Source organism: Streptomyces sp. NBC_00454, assembly GCF_041434015.1.
Taxonomy (GTDB): domain Bacteria; phylum Actinomycetota; class Actinomycetes; order Streptomycetales; family Streptomycetaceae; genus Streptomyces.
In genome coordinates this window covers 5,330,074-5,347,822 of sequence record NZ_CP107907.1, presented here as the reverse complement: position 1 = coordinate 5,347,822, position 17,749 = coordinate 5,330,074, and the positions used below count along the sequence as shown (strand labels likewise).

Below are 17,749 nucleotides of genomic sequence, written 5' to 3'. Positions count from 1 at the left end.
GGCGGGCCGGACTCAGTGGTGCTCGGCGAGCGCGCCCTGGATGAAGCTGCAGGCCAGGAGGACGAAGACGTACGCCTGGACGGCCTGGATGAAGAGCTCGAAGGCGGTCATCACGATGACCATCACGAACGAGACACCCGCGTAGGCGATGCCGATGCCGTTCAGCAGGTACCAGCTGGCGATCGTGAAGAGCAGCAGCAGGGTGTGACCCGCGAACATGTTCGCGAAGAGTCGGACCGCGTGCGTGAACGGGCGCACCAGGACGTTCGAGAAGAACTCGATGACCATGACCAGCGGGAGAACCGGGCCGAGCGACTTGTCGTAGCCCGTCAGGTTCTTGAAGCCGCCGACGAAGCCGTGACGCTTGAAGGTCACCGACATCCAGGTGAAGTACACCAGGGCCGCCAGGATCGCCGGGTAGGCGATGATCGCCGTCGCGGGGAACTGAGCCACCGGGATGATCGACCAGAGGTTCAGGATCCAGACGAAGAAGAACAGCGAGACCATGAAGGGGACGTACTTCTCGCCCTCCTTCTTGCCGAGCGTCTCGTAGACGATGCCGCGGCGCACGAAGTCGTAGCCCGCCTCGGCGACCATCTGGAGCTTGCCCGGGACGACCTTCGGCTTGCGGAAGGCGGCCCAGAAGAAAGCGACGATGACGACGGTGCCCAGGAGCGCCAGCAGCATCGGCTTGTTGAAGTACGCGCTGGTCTGGCCGGCCGTGCCCCACATCGGCTCGAAGAGGAACGAGTGCAGGCCCGGACCGGGGAAGCCACATCCGTCGAAGATGTGACAGTCGGTCTCGAAAGCGAGCACCTGCGTCGGGTCAGCACTCACCGCGGGCTCCTTCAGCGTGGCGCATAGGTACGGCAACCTCGTTGTGTCGGCGCGGCGGACAGCCGCTGTTCGGCACTGGACTGGTGTAACGGATGTGGGGGCGGCGGTCGGGTATCGAGCCTCGCGATGAAACAGGCGTCAGCTCAGATGCCCGCGCCCGCATTGCCACAGTTGAAACCGGACGATAGCAGCATCCCGAACGCGCATTTATTCCGCCCCTACCCCTCACGACTTCTGGCCCGAATTTCCGGGCTTGTCGCCCTTCATCGAGTCAGGTTCGACGTAGAGGATCTTGGCCTTCATATGAGCACGCGCCTGCGCGGCGATCCACACGAGGGTGGTGGCGACGAGCGTGATCGCGAAGGCCTTGGGGTGGAACAGCGTCGTGTTCTTGAACACGGCGAGGAAGACGAAGAGCAGCAGGATCTGGGCCGTGTAGAGCATGAGCCCCATGGCCTGGAACAGGTGCGGCAGGGATTTCGCCGTGCGCTGCAGTACGAGGAACCCGATGCCCATGAACAGCATCACCAACACCGTCGCTACGACGGCGCCCACGGCCCCCTTGCCACCGACGACGATCCCACTGATGACGGCGGCGAGAGCGCCGGCGGCAGCGGTGGGTACGGCGGATTGCAGGAGGGTTCGGACGTCATCTGACCGCATGGCGGTTTGCTCCGCGTGGTGGTGGGGGCACAGGGACTCGTACAGGACGAGCGTAAGCCCGGTCCGAGAGGGAACCTCGGGCCAATGGACCGTCGCACTACGGTCCTTCGGCTCTGTCGCCGGGTTTAGTGAACGGTATCACAAAGTATTTGATGAGAGCTTTACCCGTGGAGTGTGCCGACTGTCACACATGAGAGTGACCCTGCGCGTGTGTGCGCGACAGCCAAGTGGGTTGTCTGGTAAAGGGCGTTCATGTCCGACATGCGCTCACCGCGTCAGCGCGAGGACTCCGCCTTACGCCGGTCGGGGAAGCGCGAACGGGGGCCTACGGCGGTCGCCCCGTTGACGCCTGACACACCCGCCGCGATCGGCCGCACCGGCTCCGGCTCGACGGCGGAGGCGTCCTGGAGGGCCGCCTCGGCGGCGCGTTCCGCGTGCCGGTAGCGCGGCGGGACCAGCCGCTCGGCCCACCTCGGGGCCCTCGGGGTGAAGCGCGGCAGCAGGAGCAGGAGCAGGCCCAGGGCGCTCAGGGCGGCGATCGCCAGCACGATCCACATCGAGGTGGAATGCACCGAATACGCCACCGCGCCGAAGGCGATCAACCCTGACCAGAAGTACATGATGAGCACCGCGCGGCTGTGCGAATGCCCGAGCTCCAGGAGCCGGTGGTGGAGGTGTCCGCGGTCCGCCGCGAACGGCGACTGGCCCTTCCAGGTGCGCCGCACGATGGCCAGGACCAGGTCCGTCATCGGGATCGCGATGATCGTCAGCGGCAGGATCAGCGGGATGAAGACCGGCAGCATCGCGTGCGTCGCGTTGCGCTCGCCGCCCACGAAGAGGGCCATCGCGTCCGGGTCCACCTGTCCGGTGATGGAGATGGCGGCGGCGGCCAGCACCAGCCCGATGAGCATCGAGCCGGAGTCGCCCATGAAGATCCGGGCGGGGTGCATGTTGTGCGGCAGGAAGCCGAGGCACATGCCCATCAGGATCGCGGCGAAGAGGGTCGCGGGCGCGGCCGCCTCGATCCCGTAGCCGAACCAGATCCGGTACGCGTAGAGGAAGAACGCGCAGGTCGCGATGCAGACCATGCCGGCGGCGAGGCCGTCGAGGCCGTCCACGAAGTTCACCGCGTTGATGGTGATCACCACGAGGGCCACGGTGAGCAGGTTGCCCTGCCAGGGGGTGAGCGAGACCGAGCCGATCCCCGGGACCGGGATCCACAGGATGGTCAGGCCCTGCATGCACATCACGCCGGCGGAGATCATCTGCGCGCCGAGCTTGATCAGGGCGTCGAGCTCGAACTTGTCGTCGAGCACTCCGACCAGCCAGATCAGGGCCGCACCGGAGAGCAGGGCCCGCGGCTCGTTCGACAGCTCGAAGACCCCGTTGAGGTTCTGCAGGTGGTCGGCGACCAGCAGGCCGGCGCACAGTCCGCCGAACATCGCGATGCCGCCGAGCCGCGGTGTGGGCTCCCGGTGCACGTCGCGGGCGCGGATCTCCGGCATGGCACCGACCGCGATCGCGAACTTCCGCACGGGCCCGGTGAGTAGATAAGTCACCGCGACCGTGACGCAAAGCGTCAGCAGATATTCACGCACGGGCTGCCCCAGATGTATCGCCGGCCATCTCAGCCCCACACACTAGCTGCGATGTACTCGCTGTCGGGGACGCACGGGGGCGGTATCCCGGTTGCGCTACCTCCCCCTTGTCCCGGTTTAGGCCCCATACGGTGGAAAACCGACCACCATTTCGTTGACGTCCCTACGGATCTTCGCGGGCTCCCCGCCCGCCAGCGCGGCCGTGAACAGCGCGGCGATCGCGCCCATCTCCCGCTCCCCCATCCCCTGCGTGGTCACCGCCGCGGTACCGAGGCGGATCCCGCGCCGGTCCCCGTACGGCAGGGCGCAGGTGTCCAGCACGATCCCGGCGGCGGCGAGCCTGCCCCGGGCCGTCGGACCGTCGATGCCCAGCGGCGCGGGGTCAGCCGTGATCAGGTGGGTGTCGGTGCCGCCGGTGGTGATCTCGAACCCGCGGGCGGCGAGCGCGTCGGCCAGGGCCCGCGCATTGGCGACCACCCGGTGGGCGTACGAGGTGAACGCGGGCCCGGCGGCCTCGCCGAAGGCCACCGCCTTGGCGGCGATGGTGTGCATCTGGGCGCCGCCCTGGGTGAAGGGGAACACCGCCCGGTCGATCCGCTCGGCGAACTCCTGGCCGCACAGGATCATCCCGCCGCGGGGGCCCCGGAGCACCTTGTGGGTGGTGGCGCACACGATGTCCGCGTAGGGCACGGGACTGGGCGCGGCCCCGCCGGCGACCAGCCCGATGGGGTGGGCGGCGTCGGCGATGAAGTAGGCCCCCACCTCGTCGGCGATCTGCCGGAAGACGGAGTACTCCGGGTGGCGGGGGTAGGAGATGGACCCGCACACGATGGCCTTGGGCCGGTGGGTGTGCGCGAGCTCCTGCAGCTGCCCGTAGTCGATGAGCCCGGTCTCGGAGTCCACCCCGTAGGCGACGAAGTCGAACCAGCGTCCGGAGAAGTTGGCGGGCGACCCGTGCGTGAGGTGTCCCCCGGAGGGCAGTCCCATGGCCAGCACGGTGTCCCCGGGCCGCAGCAGCGCCGCGTACGCGGCCAGCATCGCGGCGGATCCGGAGTGCGGCTGCACGTTGGCGTGCTCGGCCCCGAACAGGGCGCAGGCCCGTTCCACGGCGATCCGCTCGGCGAGGTCGGCGTACTCGCAGCCGCCGTGGTGGCGGGCGCCGGGGTAGCCCTCGGCGTACTTGTTGGCGAGCACCGACCCGAGCGCCGTGAGCACGGCGGGAGAGGTGAAGTTCTCGGCGGCGATCAGCTGCAGGGAGCCCGCCTGCCGCTGCGCCTCGCCGGCGAGCACGTCGGCCAACTGGGGATCCTGCTGGCGCAGCAGGTCCAACGGCTCGGTGATGACGCTCATGGCGCGACTCCAGGGGGTACCGCGTACCGGGTACCAGCCACTGTAGGCCGCAGCCGCGGATCGCGCCTCGCGACGGTCCGGCCTCGCCGGCCCCACCCCGCGAGCCGGGGTCAGCGCGAAGCGGTGACGCCCGTCAGGGCCGTGACCACGGGGTCCAGCGCCTGGCTGATCTCGTCGCCGATCGACCGGAAGAAGGTGATCGGCGCCCCGTACGGGTCGTACACCTCGTCCGCGTCCGGGGACGGCGCCAGGAGCCACCCGCGCAGCGCGGCGGCGGCCCGGACCAGCGCCCGCGCCCGCTCCGCCATGCCGTCTTCCAGCGGCGGCAGCGTCGCCGGGTCTATCGCCCGGACCAGCCGGGTGAACTCCTTCAGCGTGAAGGTCCGCAGCCCCGCCGAGTGGCCCATGGAGATGACCTGCGCCCGGTGGTCCCGGGTAGCGGTCAGCACCAGGTCCGCCCGTATGACGTGCTCGTCCAGCAGCTCCCGCCCGGTGAAACCGGACGCGTCCGCTCCGAAGTCCGCCAGCACGGCGGCGGCGTTGGCCTCCATCGGCGCACCCTCGTGCCCCCACGTGCCGGCGCTCTCGACGATGAGGTCCCCGGTGACGAGGCCGCCCAGCCGGTGCGACAGCGCATGCCGCGTCAGCCGCTCGGTGATGGGCGAGCGGCACACATTGCCCGTGCTGACGTGGAGTATGCGGAAGGTGCTGCTGCTCGCTATGCCACGCCCCTCAGGGCTCACGGGGCCACCTCTAGGTCGGGTACGACCTCCCGCAGCTGCTCGGCGGTCAGCGCCCCCTCGCGCAGCAGGACGGGAACCTTCCCGGTGACATCGACGATCGACGACGGCTGCATGCCCGGAGTCGGTCCGCCGTCCAGGTACACGGACACGGAGTCGCCGAGCATCTCGCGCGCCGCGTCGCAGTCCTCGGGCGCCGGGTGCCCGGTCAGGTTCGCCGAGGACACCGCCATCGGGCCGACCTCGGTCAGCAGCTCGATCGCGACGGGGTGCAGGGGCATGCGTACGGCCACGGTCCCGCCGGTCTCCCCCAGGTCCCAGGCCAGCGAGGGCTGGTGCTTGGCGACGAGGGTCAGCGCGCCCGGCCAGAAGGCGTCGACGAGCTCCCACGCCTGCTCGGAGAAGTCCGTGACCAGCCCGTGGAGGGTGTTCGGGGAGCCGATGAGCACGGGGGTGGGCATGTTGCGGCCGCGCCCCTTGGCGGCGAGCAGGTCACCGACGGCCTCGGCACTGAAGGCGTCCGCACCGATCCCGTACAGGGTGTCGGTGGGCAGCACGACGAGCTCGCCGCGGCGCACTGCGGATGCGGCTTCGCGCAGCCCCGTCTTGCGGTCCGTCGCGTCGTTGCAGTCGTATCGCCGGGCCATCAGCGGGCCTCCTCGTGCAGCAGGGTGGTGTCGGGCGTCCTCGCGGCCGTGCCGGTCACGGCATGGCCTTGCGAGCGGTCGCGAAGCGCGGCCGGTTGTTGAGGTCGGGGTGGTCGGCGGCGTCGGCCCAGCCCCGCTCCTCGGCGAAGATCCACGGGACCTGGCCGCCCTGGGTGTCGGCGTGCTCGATGACCACGATGCCGCCGGGCCGCAGCAGGCGGTGGGCGGTGCGTTCGATGCCGCGGATGGTGTCGAGGCCGTCCTCGCCGGAGAAGAGCGCCATCTCGGGGTCGTGGTCCCGGGCCTCGGGGGCCACGTACTCCCACTCGGTGAGCGGGATGTACGGCGGATTCGAGATGACCAGGTCGACCTGTCCGTCCAGCTCGGGCAGCGCGCTGAGCGCGTTGCCCTGGTGGACGGTGACCCGCGAGCCCTCGGCGTTCTTGCGGGTCCACAGCAGGGCGTCCTCGGACAGCTCCACGGCGTGAACGCGCGAGCGCGGCACCTCCTGCGCCATGGCGAGCGCGATGGCGCCCGATCCGGTGCACAGGTCCACGATCAGCGGCTCGACGACGTCCATCGCCCGGACGGCCTGTATGGCCCAGTCCACGACCGACTCGGTCTCGGGCCGGGGCACGAAGACCCCGGGCCCGACCTGGAGCTCCAGGTACCGGAAGAAGGCGCGGCCGGTGATGTGCTGGAGCGGCTCTCGCGCCTCGCGGCGGGCGACGGCCTCCCAGTAGCGGGCGTCGAAGTCCGCGTCCTTGACGTGGTGCAGTTCCCCCCGCTTGACGCCGTGCACGAAGGCCGCGAGCTCCTCCGCGTCGAAGCGCGGTGAGGGCACGCCGGCGGCGGCCAGCCGCTGGGTGGCCTGGGCCACCTCGGCAAGCAGCAAGTTCACGCTGGTCCTCCGGGCTGCTGTCGTACGGGGTTCGGTGCGGGGGGGTCCTGCAGGGGTACTGCGCTGGTCGGGCAGGTCAGGCCGGCTCGCGCACGGGTCAGTGCGCGGACGCCAGCTTGGCGGCGGAATCCGTGTCGACACAGGCCTGGATGACCGAGTCGAGGTCCCCGTCGAGCACCTGGTCCAAGTTGTACGCCTTGAAGCCCGTCCGGTGGTCCGAGATCCGGTTTTCCGGGTAGTTGTACGTACGGATCTTCTCGGAGCGGTCCACGGAGCGCACCTGGCTGCGGCGCACGTCGGAGGCCTCCTGCTCGGCGGCTTCCTGCGCGGCGGCCAGCAGGCGCGAGCGCAGGATGCGCATCGCCTGCTCCTTGTTCTGGAGCTGGCTCTTCTCGTTCTGGCAGGAGGCGACCACACCGGTCGGCAGGTGCGTGATGCGCACCGCGGAGTCGGTGGTGTTGACGGACTGGCCGCCGGGGCCCGAGGAGCGGTACACGTCGATGCGGAGGTCGTTCATGTTGACCTCGACCTCGACCTCCTCGGCTTCCGGGGTGACGAGCACGCCGGCGGCGGAGGTGTGGATGCGGCCCTGGGACTCGGTGGCCGGAACGCGCTGGACGCGGTGCACGCCGCCCTCGTACTTCAGGCGGGCCCAGACGCCCTGGCCGGGCTCGGTGGCACCGTTGCCGCCCTTGGTGCGGACGGAGACCTGGACGTCCTTGTAGCCGCCGAGCTCGGACTCGGTGGCGTCGATGATCTCGGTCTTCCAGCCCACGCGCTCGGCGTAGCGCAGGTACATGCGCAGCAGGTCGCCGGCGAACAGGGCCGACTCGTCGCCGCCCGCGCCCGCCTTGACCTCGAGGAGCACGTCCTTGTCGTCGCTGGGGTCGCGCGGTACGAGCAGCAGGCGGAGCTTCTCGGTGAGCTCCTCGCGCTGTGCGCTCAGTACCTTGACCTCGGCCGCGAAGTCCGGGTCGTCGGCCGCGAACTCCTTCGCCGTCTCGATGTCCTCGGCGGACTGCTTCCAGGCACGGAAGGTCGCGACGATCGGGGTCAGCTCCGCGTAGCGCTTGTTGAGCTTGCGCGCGTTGGCCTGATCCGAGTGGACCGAAGGGTCGGCGAGCTTCTTTTCAAGATCGGCGTGCTCGCCGATCAGTTCCTCGACCGCCTCGAACATCGGGGGCTCCTGATGGTGAAAGTGAAGAAAAGGGCTGCGGGACGAGAAAGGCGCCGGTCCGGCTGCCCCCGTAGCAACAGGGTGCAGCCGGAAACCGGCGCCGGAGGCTCGCTACTTCTGTGCAGCCTTGCCGAAGCGGGCCTCGAAGCGGGCCACGCGGCCACCGGTGTCGAGGATCTTCTGCTTGCCCGTGTAGAACGGGTGGCACTCGGAGCAGACCTCGGCACGGATGGTGCCTTCGGTCAGGGTGCTACGGGTGGTGAACGACGCGCCACAGGTGCAGCTGACCTGGGTCTCGACGTACTGGGGGTGAACATCGCGCTTCAAGGTGTCTCCTAGATTCGGGAGGGCGCCGGGTCGCAGGAGCCGAATTGCGCGCTGCGTGAACCGGGGCCGACAGACCAGTCTGCCAGGACCGGGCTGCCTGTCAAAATTCTGAGGACGCCTCCCTCAACGGCAGGGGTCCGTGAACTATTCCGCGCCCGGGCGGAACCCTTGTGACCAGGCGTTTCGCCGGTCCGTGCGGTCCTACTGGACGATCGAGCCGATCGCGCCCTTGTCGCCGGCCGAGTTCGCGGTGGCCTCGGCGGGGACCGGCTGGTCGGCCAGCAGGGCGTCCCAGACCAGCTTGGACTCCTTGGTGAGCGGGACCACGCGGTTGGGGTCGCGCAGGTCCCCGGTCACCGGGAGGGTGATCATCTGCATGTTGTCGGGGCCGATGCCCTGGAGGCCCTGGGCGAAGCCCATGAGGGACTTCACGTCGCCGAGCGCCTTGTCGGTGGTGAGCGCCTTGGTCGCGGAGTCGGCGATGTCGAGGAGCTTCTTCGGGTTGTCGAAGACGCCGATGGACTTGACCTGCTTGATCAGGGCCTTGATGAAGGCCTGCTGGAGCTGTATTCGACCGAGGTCGCCGCCGTCGCCGACTCCGTGGCGGGTCCGGACGAGGCCGAGGGCCTGCTCTCCGTTCAGCCGGTTGGTGCCGGCCGGCAGGTCGAGGTGGCTGAAGTCGTCCTTGATCGGCTTGCTGGTCGTCACCTCGACGCCGCCGAGGGTGTCGATGATCTTCTTGAAGCCCGTGAAGTCGACCTCGAGGTAGTGGTCCATGCGGATCCCCGACATCTTCTCCACCGTCGCGACCGCACAGGCCGCCCCGCCGACGGTGAAGGACTCGTTGAACATCCGGCGCGTGCCGCCCGGGTCGGTCTTGCCGTTCGAGGTCTTGCAGGCGGGCCGGGTCACCAGGGTGTCGCGCGGTATCGATACGACGCTGGCCCGGCTGTGGCCCTCGTTCAGGTGGACGATCATCGCGGTGTCGGAGCGGGCGGAGCCGCCGTCGTCCTGGCCGTACTCGCCGTTGGCGCCGCCGCGCGAGTCGGAGCCGAGGACGAGGATGTCCATGGAGCCGTTGTCCACGTTCTGCGGACGGTCCTTGCCGAGGGCCGCGTTGATGTCGACCGTCTTCAGGTTCCCGTTGAGCTTGAAGTAGAAGTAGCCGAGCCCCGCCCCACCCAGGACGACCACTCCGGCAGCGGTCCACGCGACGATGGCGACGGCCCGGCGCCGCCTGGCCGGTTTCCGTCGTCGTCGGCCCGCGCCGGCCCTGCGGCCGCCGCCCCTGTTGTCCTGGCTCATGCTTCTTCCTGCCTGCCTGTCTCTGCTCGGTTCCGCTCCCCATTCCCCCTGACACAGACGGACGGACGCCTTCAAGGGTTCCACGCCCGCCGCGGCGCCCGAACCGGGACGGGGAACCGGACGGATCTGAACAAACACCGCGTAATCCCGCCCCTACCTGCGGTTTCCTTCCCGGGCGCGGAGTGACTCCGGGGGCCCGGGCGGGTACGGAGTGTGGCAAAGGTCGCACCCGCGCACGCGGCCCCGTACGGCCTGAGCCCGTACGGCCTGAGCCCGTACGGCCTGACCGGGGCCGCGGGCCGCGGCCCCCGGAAAGCCCGACCGCCCCCGTCGCGGGTGCGGCGGGGGCGGTCGGGTTCAGGCAGGTGCTACGGGGAGACCTCAGTCGTCGTTCTTGCCGGCCGGGGTCGTCTTCGCGATCTGCATGAGGAACTCGGCGTTCGACTTCGTCTGCTTCATCTTGTCGAGGAGCAGCTCGATGGCCTGCTGCGAGTCGAGCGCGTGCAGCACCCGGCGGAGCTTCCAGACGATGGCGAGCTCCTCGCTGTTGAGGAGGATCTCCTCCTTGCGGGTGCCCGAGGGGTCCACGTCCACGGCCGGGAAGATGCGCTTGTCGGCGAGCTTCCGGTCGAGCTTGAGCTCCATGTTGCCGGTGCCCTTGAACTCCTCGAAGATCACCTCGTCCATGCGCGAGCCGGTGTCGACCAGCGCGGTGGCCAGGATGGTCAGCGAGCCGCCGTCCTCGATGTTGCGCGCGGCACCGAAGAAGCGCTTCGGCGGGTACAGCGCGGTCGAGTCGACACCACCGGACAGGATGCGGCCGGAGGCGGGGGCCGCGAGGTTGTACGCGCGGCCCAGGCGGGTGATGGAGTCCAGCAGGACGACCACGTCGTGACCCAGCTCGACGAGGCGCTTGGCGCGCTCGATGGCCAGCTCGGCGACGGTGGTGTGGTCCTCGGCCGGACGGTCGAAGGTCGAGGAGATGACCTCGCCCTTCACCGACCGCTGCATGTCGGTGACCTCTTCCGGACGCTCGTCGACCAGGACGACCATCAGGTGGCACTCGGGGTTGTTGACCGTGATCGCGTTGGCGATCGCCTGCATGATCATGGTCTTACCGGTCTTCGGCGGAGCCACGATCAGACCGCGCTGGCCCTTACCGATCGGCGACACGAGGTCGATGATGCGGGTGGTCAGCACGCCCGGGTCGGTCTCCAGGCGGAGCCGGTCCTGCGGGTAGAGCGGGGTCAGCTTCTGGAACTCCGGGCGGCCGCGGCCGGATTCGGGCGCCATGCCGTTGACGGAGTCCAGGCGCACGAGCGCGTTGAACTTCTCGCGGCGCTCGCCGTCCTTGGGCTGGCGGACCGCGCCGGTGGTGTGGTCGCCCTTGCGGAGCCCGGCCTTGCGGACCTGGGCGAGGGAGACGTACACGTCGTTCGGGCCGGGCAGGTAGCCCGAGGTCCGGATGAACGCGTAGTTGTCGAGGATGTCCAGGATGCCCGCGACGGGGATCAGGACGTCGTCGTCGGCGACCGGGGTCTCGACCGGGGCGAACTCGTCGCGCCCGCGACGGCCACGGCGGTCGCGGTAGCGGCCGCGACGGCCGCGACGGCCGTCCTCGTCGAAGTCGTCCTGGGGGCCGTTGTCCTGACGGTCCCGGTCCTGACGGCCGCCGCCCTGCTGACCCTGACCCTGGCCCTGGCCCCGGCCGCCCTGCTGCTGGCGGTCCTGACGGTCGGTCCGGTCCTGCCGGCCGCCGCCCTGGCCCTGACCGGCCTGGCCGGACTGACCCGCCTGGGCCTGACCCTGACCCTGGCCGGCCTGGCCCTGGTCGTCGGCCTTGGCACCGCGGTCGCGGCGCTCGCGGCGCTCGCCACGGTCGTTGCCGCGCTCACGGCGCTCGCGCCGGCCGCGGCCTTCGCCTTCCTGGGCCTGCGCCGGGGCCTGGCCGGAGACGGCGGTGGCCGCCTCGGCCTTGACCTCGACCTGGGCGACCTGGGCGGCCGGAGCGGCCTCGGTCTTCTGCTCGACCTGTACGACGGCGGCGGGGGCCGAGCCCTCGGGGCTGCCGGAGGGGGCGGTCGCACGACGGCGGCGGCGCTCGCCGACCGGGGCGTCCTCACTGGCCGGCTGGCCCGGGATGTCGATCTGCGCCTGCGCGGCGGTCTTCTCGGCGGGGGCCTCGGCGGCCTCGCCCGTACGGGCCTTGCTGGTGGCACGGCGCTTCGGCTTGGCCTCGGCGGCGGTGTCGGCGGGCGCGGAGGCCGCTGCCTTGGGGGCGCTGCTGCCCGCCTGCGCCTCCTTGATGACCTCGATCAGCTGGCCCTTGCGCATCCGCGCGGTGCCCCTGATGCCGAGGCCCGACGCGACCTGCTGCAGCTCGGCCAGGACCATGCCATCGAGGCCGGTGCCGGAGCGGCGACGCTTGGTCGCGGCGCCCGCGGCGGGGGCACTGGTGTCGACATTGGTGTCGGCAGCGCCCATCAGATCGGTGGTGTCGCTCACGAAGGGTCCTTCCCTGGAGCGGACGTCGGCCTGTCTGGCTCGGCGACCGGTTGTGCTGTCCGACGGCGGTCCGTGACCTGATGGGTCGTGGACTGCAGCCGGGGCGGTGGTCCGCCCGTATAGATACGGCGGAGAGAAACGTGCATGTGCATGGGTGGTTCCGGCGAGAAGCCCCCGAGCTGGAAGCGTGGGAATGTCACGCCGATTCCGGAGCGTGCTCGAAACTGCTGGCAGCGATCAAAGCAGTCGGGGAGGCTCCCGGAAGAAAGGTGGTCCCTGATAGGGACACTGTGCACCAAGCCATGGCGGCTTCGGATGCGCACTTGAGACTAACACTACCGGATCCAACAGATATTCCCCCTCTCAATCACCGGCAATCGCGCCCTTCCGCGCGGGTGGACTGCCCGGTCCACCCGCCTCTGGGAGCCGGCGGTGGGTTTCCCTGTCCCACCGCCTACGGCAATTCTCAGCCGCCCTGCGTTCCCAGCGGAAGTACGCTCGCGCCCGCGGCGTCGAGTGCGAGGCGGTTGGCCGCCCACCCCTCGCCCGCGAGCTGCGCGACCTTGTCGGCCGCGCCGTTGTCGACCAGCGCGAGGACCGTGGGGCCCGCGCCGGAGATGACCGCGGGGATGCCGTCCGCCCGCAGTCGGGCCACGAGCGCCACGCTCTCGGGCATCGCCGGGGACCGGTACTCCTGGTGGAGTCGGTCCTCGGTGGCCGGCAGCAGGAACTCGGGACGCCTGGTCAGAGCCTCGACGAGCAGGGCCGCACGGCCCGCGTTGACGGCTGCGTCCACGTGCGGGACGGTGCGCGGCAGCAGGCCGCGCGCGGTCTCCGTCAGGACCGGCTTGGAGGGGACGAAGACCACCGGAACGATGGAATCGGCGGGCTCCATGCGGATCGCCTTGGCGCTGCCGCCGTCCATCCACGCGAGGGTGAAACCGCCGAGCAGACAGGCGGCGACGTTGTCGGGGTGGCCCTCGATCTCGGTGGCGAGCTCCAGCAGCGCCGCGTCGTCGAGCTTGGCCTCTCCGCCTATGGTCACGGCGCGGGCGGCGACGATGCCGGCACAGATGGCGGCGGAGGAGGATCCCAGGCCGCGGCCGTGCGGGATCCGGTTGGCGCAGACGACCTCGAGGCCGCGCGGCTGGCCGCCCAGCAGGTCGAAGGCGGTACGCATGGAACGTACGAGGAGGTGGCTCTCGTCCCGCGGGAGGGTGTCGGCACCCTCGCCCGCGATGTCGATGTCGAGGCCGGAATCGGCCACGCGGACGACGACATCGTCGTAGAGCCCCAGGGCCAGGCCCAGGGCGTCGAAGCCCGGGCCGAGATTGGCACTGCTGGCGGGGACGCGCACCCGTACGGCGGCGGCGCGGAACGCTGGACCGGCCATCGTCCGATGACACTCCTTGTGACTGTGCGAGACGAGATATTCGCTGGCTCGCTGTGAATGTACTGGAGAACGTACGACACCCGAAGGCCCTGTGGGCAGCACCGCGGACATATGCGCGGCGGCGGATGTAAGGACAGCCTATCGAAGGAAGGTTCTTCTCCGACATAGGGCGCACGGCAGGCGCACGGTGCGTGTCGCGCACGCCCGTCGGCCGGGCCGGGCTTCCTGCGGGGTTATCGGTGCCGTACGGCCCGAGTTGCCGGATTCCTCAGCCTTCGAAAGACTTCCGGAATCCGGCAACTCGACTACTGCCGTACTTCTGGGCCGCGGCAGCGGCTGAGAAGACTCAGAGGAGTCCGAGGCGCACGGCGGCGGCCTCGGCGTCGACCGGGATGGTGATCGGCTGCGGAGCGCCGGCGACCGCCCAGTCGGGGTCCTTCAGGCCGTTGCCGGTGACCGTGCAGACGATCTTCTGGCCGGGGTCGACCAGTCCAAGCTCGGCCGCCTTGAGCAGGCCGGCGACCGAAGCGGCCGAGGCGGGCTCGACGAAGACGCCCTCCTGAGCGGCCAACAGGCGGTAGGCGGACAGGATCTGGCGGTCCGTCACCTCGTCGATGAAGCCGCCCGACTCGTCCCGGGCCGCCAGGGCGTAGTCCCAGGAAGCCGGGTTGCCGATCCGGATCGCGGTGGCGATGGTGTGCGGCTCCTTGACGACCTCGCCACGCACGATCGGCGCGGACCCGGAGGCCTGGAAACCCCACACGCGGGGCGTACGGGAGGCCAGGCCATCGGCCTTGTACTCCTTGAAGCCCTTCCAGTACGCGGTGATGTTGCCGGCGTTGCCCACGGGCAGCACGTGGATGTCGGGGGCGTCGCCGAGCGCGTCCACGATCTCGAACGCGGCCGTCTTCTGGCCCTCGATGCGCACCGGGTTGACCGAATTGACCAGCGCCACCGGGTAGTTGTCGGACAGCGCGCGGGCGAGGTCGAGGCAGTCGTCGAAGTTGCCGTCGACCTGCAGGATCTTCGCGCCGTGGATCAGGGCCTGGCCCATCTTGCCCAGCGCGATCTTGCCGCGGGGCACGAGGACGGCGCAGACCATCCCGGCGCGCACCGCGTAGGCGGCGGCGGACGCCGAAGTGTTGCCCGTGGAGGCGCAGATGACGGCCTTGGCGCCGTCCTCCTTGGCCTTGGTGATCGCCATGGTCATGCCGCGGTCCTTGAAGGACCCCGTGGGGTTCGCGCCCTCGACCTTGAGGTGTACCTCGCAGCCGGTGCGCTCGGAGAGCACCTGTGCGGGGACGAGGGGAGTGCCGCCCTCGCGGAGCGTGACCACGGGAGTCGCGTCCGTCACCGGCAGGCGGTCCCGGTACTCCTCGATGATGCCGCGCCACTGGTGGGTGCGATTGCTGGTCATGGGTCCTTACTCCCCTTCAACACGCATGATGCTGGCCACACCGCGGACGGTGTCCAGCTTCCGCAGCGCCTCGACGGTCCCGGTGAGGGCGGCGTCGGGTGCGCGGTGGGTGACGACGACGAGGGAGGCCTCGCCGTCCTTGCCCTTCTGCCGGACGGTGTCGATGGAGACACCGTGCTCCGCGAAGCAGGTCGCCACCTGGGCGAGGACGCCCGGCTTGTCCGCCACATCGAGGCTGATGTGGTAGCGGGTGACGACATCCCCCATGGGGCTGACCGGCAGCTGGGTGTACGCGGACTCGCCCGGCCCCGTTGCCTGGGCGAGCTTGTTGCGGCAGACGGCGACCAGGTCGCCGAGGACCGCCGACGCGGTCGGCGAACCGCCCGCGCCGGGCCCGTAGAACATGAGCCGCCCGGCGGCCTCCGCCTCGACGAAGACGGCGTTGTACGCCTCGCGGACGGAGGCGAGCGGGTGGGTCAGCGGAATCATCGCCGGGTGCACGCGGGCGGTCACGGACTCGCCGTCGGCGGCGCGCTCCAGGATGGCGAGGAGCTTGATCGTGCAGCCCATCCGCTTCGCGGAGGCGAAATCGGCGGCGCTGACCTCGGTCATGCCCTCGCGGTAGACGTCGTCGAGGCGGACCCGGGTGTGGAAGGCGATGCCGGCCAGGATCGCGGCCTTGGCGGCGGCGTCGTAGCCCTCCACGTCGGCGGTCGGGTCGGCCTCGGCGTACCCGAGGGCGGTGGCCTCGTCGAGGGCCTCCTGGTAGCCCGCGCCGGTGGAGTCCATCTTGTCGAGGATGAAGTTCGTCGTGCCGTTGACGATGCCCATCACACGGTTGATCTTGTCGCCCGCGAGGGACTCGCGCATCGGGCGGACCAGCGGGATGGCGCCGGCGACGGCGGCCTCGTAGTACAGGTCCAGCCCGTGCTGCTCGGCCGCGGCGTGCAGCGCGGCGCCGTCCTGGGCGAGCAGCGCCTTGTTCGCCGAGACGACGGAGATGCCGTGCTCGAAGGCGGTGGTGATCAGGGTGCGGGCCGGCTCGATGCCGCCGATGACCTCGATGGCCACGTCGATGTCGCCGCGTTTGAGCAGTGCGGTCGCATCGGTGGTGATCAGGGCCGGGTCGATGCCCTCACGGACCTTGGAGGGACGGCGCACGGCCACGCCCGCGATCTCTACGGGCGCGCCGATCCTGGCCGTCAGATCGTCGGCGTGCGTCGTCATGATGCGGGCCACCTCTGAGCCGACCACTCCACAGCCCAGCAGCGCCACCTTCAGCGGACGCGTACGCATCATTCGACCTACGCCTTTCGATCTTCACATCAGTACCCGGGGAACGGCTTGCACCCCAGGTGTGAACCAGTCTCACTCAATGGACAGCAGTTTCCACCCTCGGTCCATTGAGTGAGACACCAATTTCATTTATCCGAGATCGAGACGCAGGAGATCTTCCTCCGTCTCCCTGCGGACGATGACACGGGCCTGCCCGTCGCGCACGGCGACCACCGGCGGACGCAGCGCGTGGTTGTAGTTGCTGGCCATCGAACGGCAGTACGCACCGGTCGCGGGCACCGCCAGCAGGTCCCCCGGGGCCAGGTCCGCGGGCAGGAAGGCGTCCTTCACCACGATGTCACCGCTCTCGCAGTGCTTGCCGACGACACGGACGAGCATGGGCTCGGCGTCGGAGGTGCGGGAGACCAGCGTGACCGCGTACTCGGCGTCGTAGAGGGCGGTGCGGATGTTGTCGGACATGCCGCCGTCGACGGAGACGTACGTACGCAGTCCCTCCAGCGGCTTGATCGTCCCGACCTCGTAGAGGGTGAAGGCGGTCGGCCCGACGATGGCCCGTCCGGGTTCCACCGAGATCCGCGGTGCGCGCAGTCCGGCGCTCTCGCACTCACGGGCGACGATCTCGTGCAGGGCCTTGGCGATCTCGTGCGGCTCGCGCGGGTCGTCCGCGGAGGTGTAGGCGATGCCGAGCCCGCCGCCGAGGTCGATCTCGGGCAGCTCGACCCCGTGCTCGTCGCGCACGGCGGCCAGCAGCCGCACCACGCGCTTCGCGGAGACCTCGAATCCGGCCATGTCGAAGATCTGCGAGCCGATGTGCGAGTGGACGCCGAGCAGCTCCAGGCTGTCGTGGCCCAGCGCGCGCCGTACGGCCTCGGCGGCGGACCCGTCGGCGACGGCGATCCCGAACTTCTGGTCCTCGTGCGCGGTGGCGATGAACTCGTGCGTGTGCGCCTCGACGCCCACCGTCACGCGGATCTGCACGGGCTGGCGCACGCCGAGCTCGCGGGCGATGTGCGCGACGCGGGCGATCTCCTGGAAGGAGTCGAGCACGATCCGCCCGACGCCGGCCTCGATCGCCCGGGTGATCTCGGCGGCCGACTTGTTGTTCCCGTGGAAGGCGATCTGCTTGGCGGGCATCCCGGCGGCGAGCGCGGTGGCGAGCTCCCCGCCGGAGCACACGTCCACGTTGAGCCCTTCCTCCCGCAGCCACTTCACGACGGCCTTGGAGAGGAAGGCCTTCCCGGCGTAGAAGACGTCGGCGCCGGGCCCGAAGGCGTGCGCCCAGGCGCGGCAGCGCGCGCGGAAGTCCTCTTCGTCCATGAAGTACGCGGGCGTCCCGAACTCCTCGGCGAGCTTGGTGACTTCGATCCCGCCGACGGTCACGACGCCCTCGTCGTTGCGCCGGACGGTCCGGGCCCAGACCTTCTCGTCCAGCGCGTTGAGGTCGGCGGCCGGCGGGGAGTAGTGCCCCTCGGGCAGGACATCGGCGTGGCGGGGCCCGGCGGGGTGTGCGGAACGGCTCATCTCGGCAATCTCTCTTCGCAAATCATCCGGAACGCAGGCGACTCGCATCGCGGGCGCATCACATCGCACCGC

At 70.1% G+C, this 17,749-nt stretch carries 15 protein-coding genes; all 15 read right to left on the bottom strand.

All coding sequences use genetic code 11. The annotated features are described in order from the left end of the window. Positions 1-12: 12 nt before the first annotated feature. The 15 genes from atpB to lysA all read right to left on the bottom strand — a co-directional run bounded on the left by atpB (position 13) and on the right by lysA (position 17,677). Positions 13-852, bottom strand: coding sequence for a F0F1 ATP synthase subunit A (gene atpB, locus OHU74_RS24860; RefSeq protein ID WP_330301062.1), 840 nt, complete (start codon positions 850-852; stop codon positions 13-15). A 210-nt stretch (positions 853-1,062) separates the two neighbouring features. Then, entirely contained in the window at positions 1,063-1,500 is a 438-nt protein-coding gene (locus OHU74_RS24855; protein ID WP_371617928.1) for a hypothetical protein, read from the bottom strand. A gap of 275 nt (positions 1,501-1,775) precedes the next feature. Beyond that, positions 1,776-3,110: an MraY family glycosyltransferase gene (locus OHU74_RS24850; protein ID WP_371619800.1), complete on the bottom strand. Its 1,335-nt coding sequence runs from the start codon at positions 3,108-3,110 to the stop codon at positions 1,776-1,778. A 105-nt stretch (positions 3,111-3,215) separates the two neighbouring features. Then, positions 3,216-4,448 (bottom strand): serine hydroxymethyltransferase, encoded by a 1,233-nt coding sequence (gene glyA, locus OHU74_RS24845; protein WP_371617927.1) that lies wholly within the window; start codon positions 4,446-4,448, stop codon positions 3,216-3,218. Between the two features lie 110 nt (positions 4,449-4,558). Continuing rightward, positions 4,559-5,191, bottom strand: a complete 633-nt coding sequence (locus OHU74_RS24840; RefSeq protein ID WP_371617926.1) for a protein-tyrosine-phosphatase — start codon at positions 5,189-5,191, stop codon at positions 4,559-4,561. After that, positions 5,188-5,835 carry an L-threonylcarbamoyladenylate synthase gene (locus tag OHU74_RS24835; protein WP_266881144.1) on the bottom strand — a complete coding sequence of 216 codons (648 nt, stop codon included), beginning with the start codon at positions 5,833-5,835 and terminating at the stop codon, positions 5,188-5,190. Before OHU74_RS24835 ends, OHU74_RS24840 begins: the two co-directional genes overlap by 4 nt. Before the next feature lie 55 nt (positions 5,836-5,890). After that, positions 5,891-6,736: a peptide chain release factor N(5)-glutamine methyltransferase gene (gene prmC, locus OHU74_RS24830; RefSeq protein ID WP_371617925.1), complete on the bottom strand. Its 846-nt coding sequence runs from the start codon at positions 6,734-6,736 to the stop codon at positions 5,891-5,893. A 97-nt stretch (positions 6,737-6,833) separates the two neighbouring features. Continuing rightward, the gene (gene prfA, locus OHU74_RS24825) at positions 6,834-7,913 is read right to left on the bottom strand and encodes a peptide chain release factor 1 (RefSeq protein ID WP_330298593.1); all 1,080 of its coding nucleotides are present in this window, start codon (positions 7,911-7,913) and stop codon (positions 6,834-6,836) included. Positions 7,914-8,024: 111 nt separating this feature from the next. Then, positions 8,025-8,240 (bottom strand): 50S ribosomal protein L31, encoded by a 216-nt coding sequence (gene rpmE / locus OHU74_RS24820; RefSeq protein ID WP_254384240.1) that lies wholly within the window; start codon positions 8,238-8,240, stop codon positions 8,025-8,027. 201 nt (positions 8,241-8,441) lie between these two features. Beyond that, a complete protein-coding gene (locus tag OHU74_RS24815; RefSeq protein WP_371617924.1) occupies positions 8,442-9,545 on the bottom strand; it encodes an LCP family protein in 1,104 nt (367 codons plus the stop codon). Positions 9,546-9,926: 381 nt separating this feature from the next. Beyond that, positions 9,927-12,050 carry a transcription termination factor Rho gene (rho, locus tag OHU74_RS24810; RefSeq protein WP_371617923.1) on the bottom strand — a complete coding sequence of 708 codons (2,124 nt, stop codon included), beginning with the start codon at positions 12,048-12,050 and terminating at the stop codon, positions 9,927-9,929. A gap of 466 nt (positions 12,051-12,516) precedes the next feature. Continuing rightward, positions 12,517-13,443, bottom strand: a complete 927-nt coding sequence (gene thrB, locus OHU74_RS24805) for a homoserine kinase (protein ID WP_330298590.1) — start codon at positions 13,441-13,443, stop codon at positions 12,517-12,519. A gap of 346 nt (positions 13,444-13,789) precedes the next feature. Then, positions 13,790-14,860 (bottom strand): threonine synthase, encoded by a 1,071-nt coding sequence (gene thrC / locus OHU74_RS24800; RefSeq protein ID WP_371617922.1) that lies wholly within the window; start codon positions 14,858-14,860, stop codon positions 13,790-13,792. Between the two features lie 6 nt (positions 14,861-14,866). Beyond that, positions 14,867-16,159, bottom strand: a complete 1,293-nt coding sequence (locus tag OHU74_RS24795; RefSeq protein ID WP_371617921.1) for a homoserine dehydrogenase — start codon at positions 16,157-16,159, stop codon at positions 14,867-14,869. Between the two features lie 126 nt (positions 16,160-16,285). Further along, positions 16,286-17,677: a diaminopimelate decarboxylase gene (gene lysA / locus OHU74_RS24790; RefSeq protein ID WP_371617920.1), complete on the bottom strand. Its 1,392-nt coding sequence runs from the start codon at positions 17,675-17,677 to the stop codon at positions 16,286-16,288. Positions 17,678-17,749 lie beyond the last annotated feature (72 nt).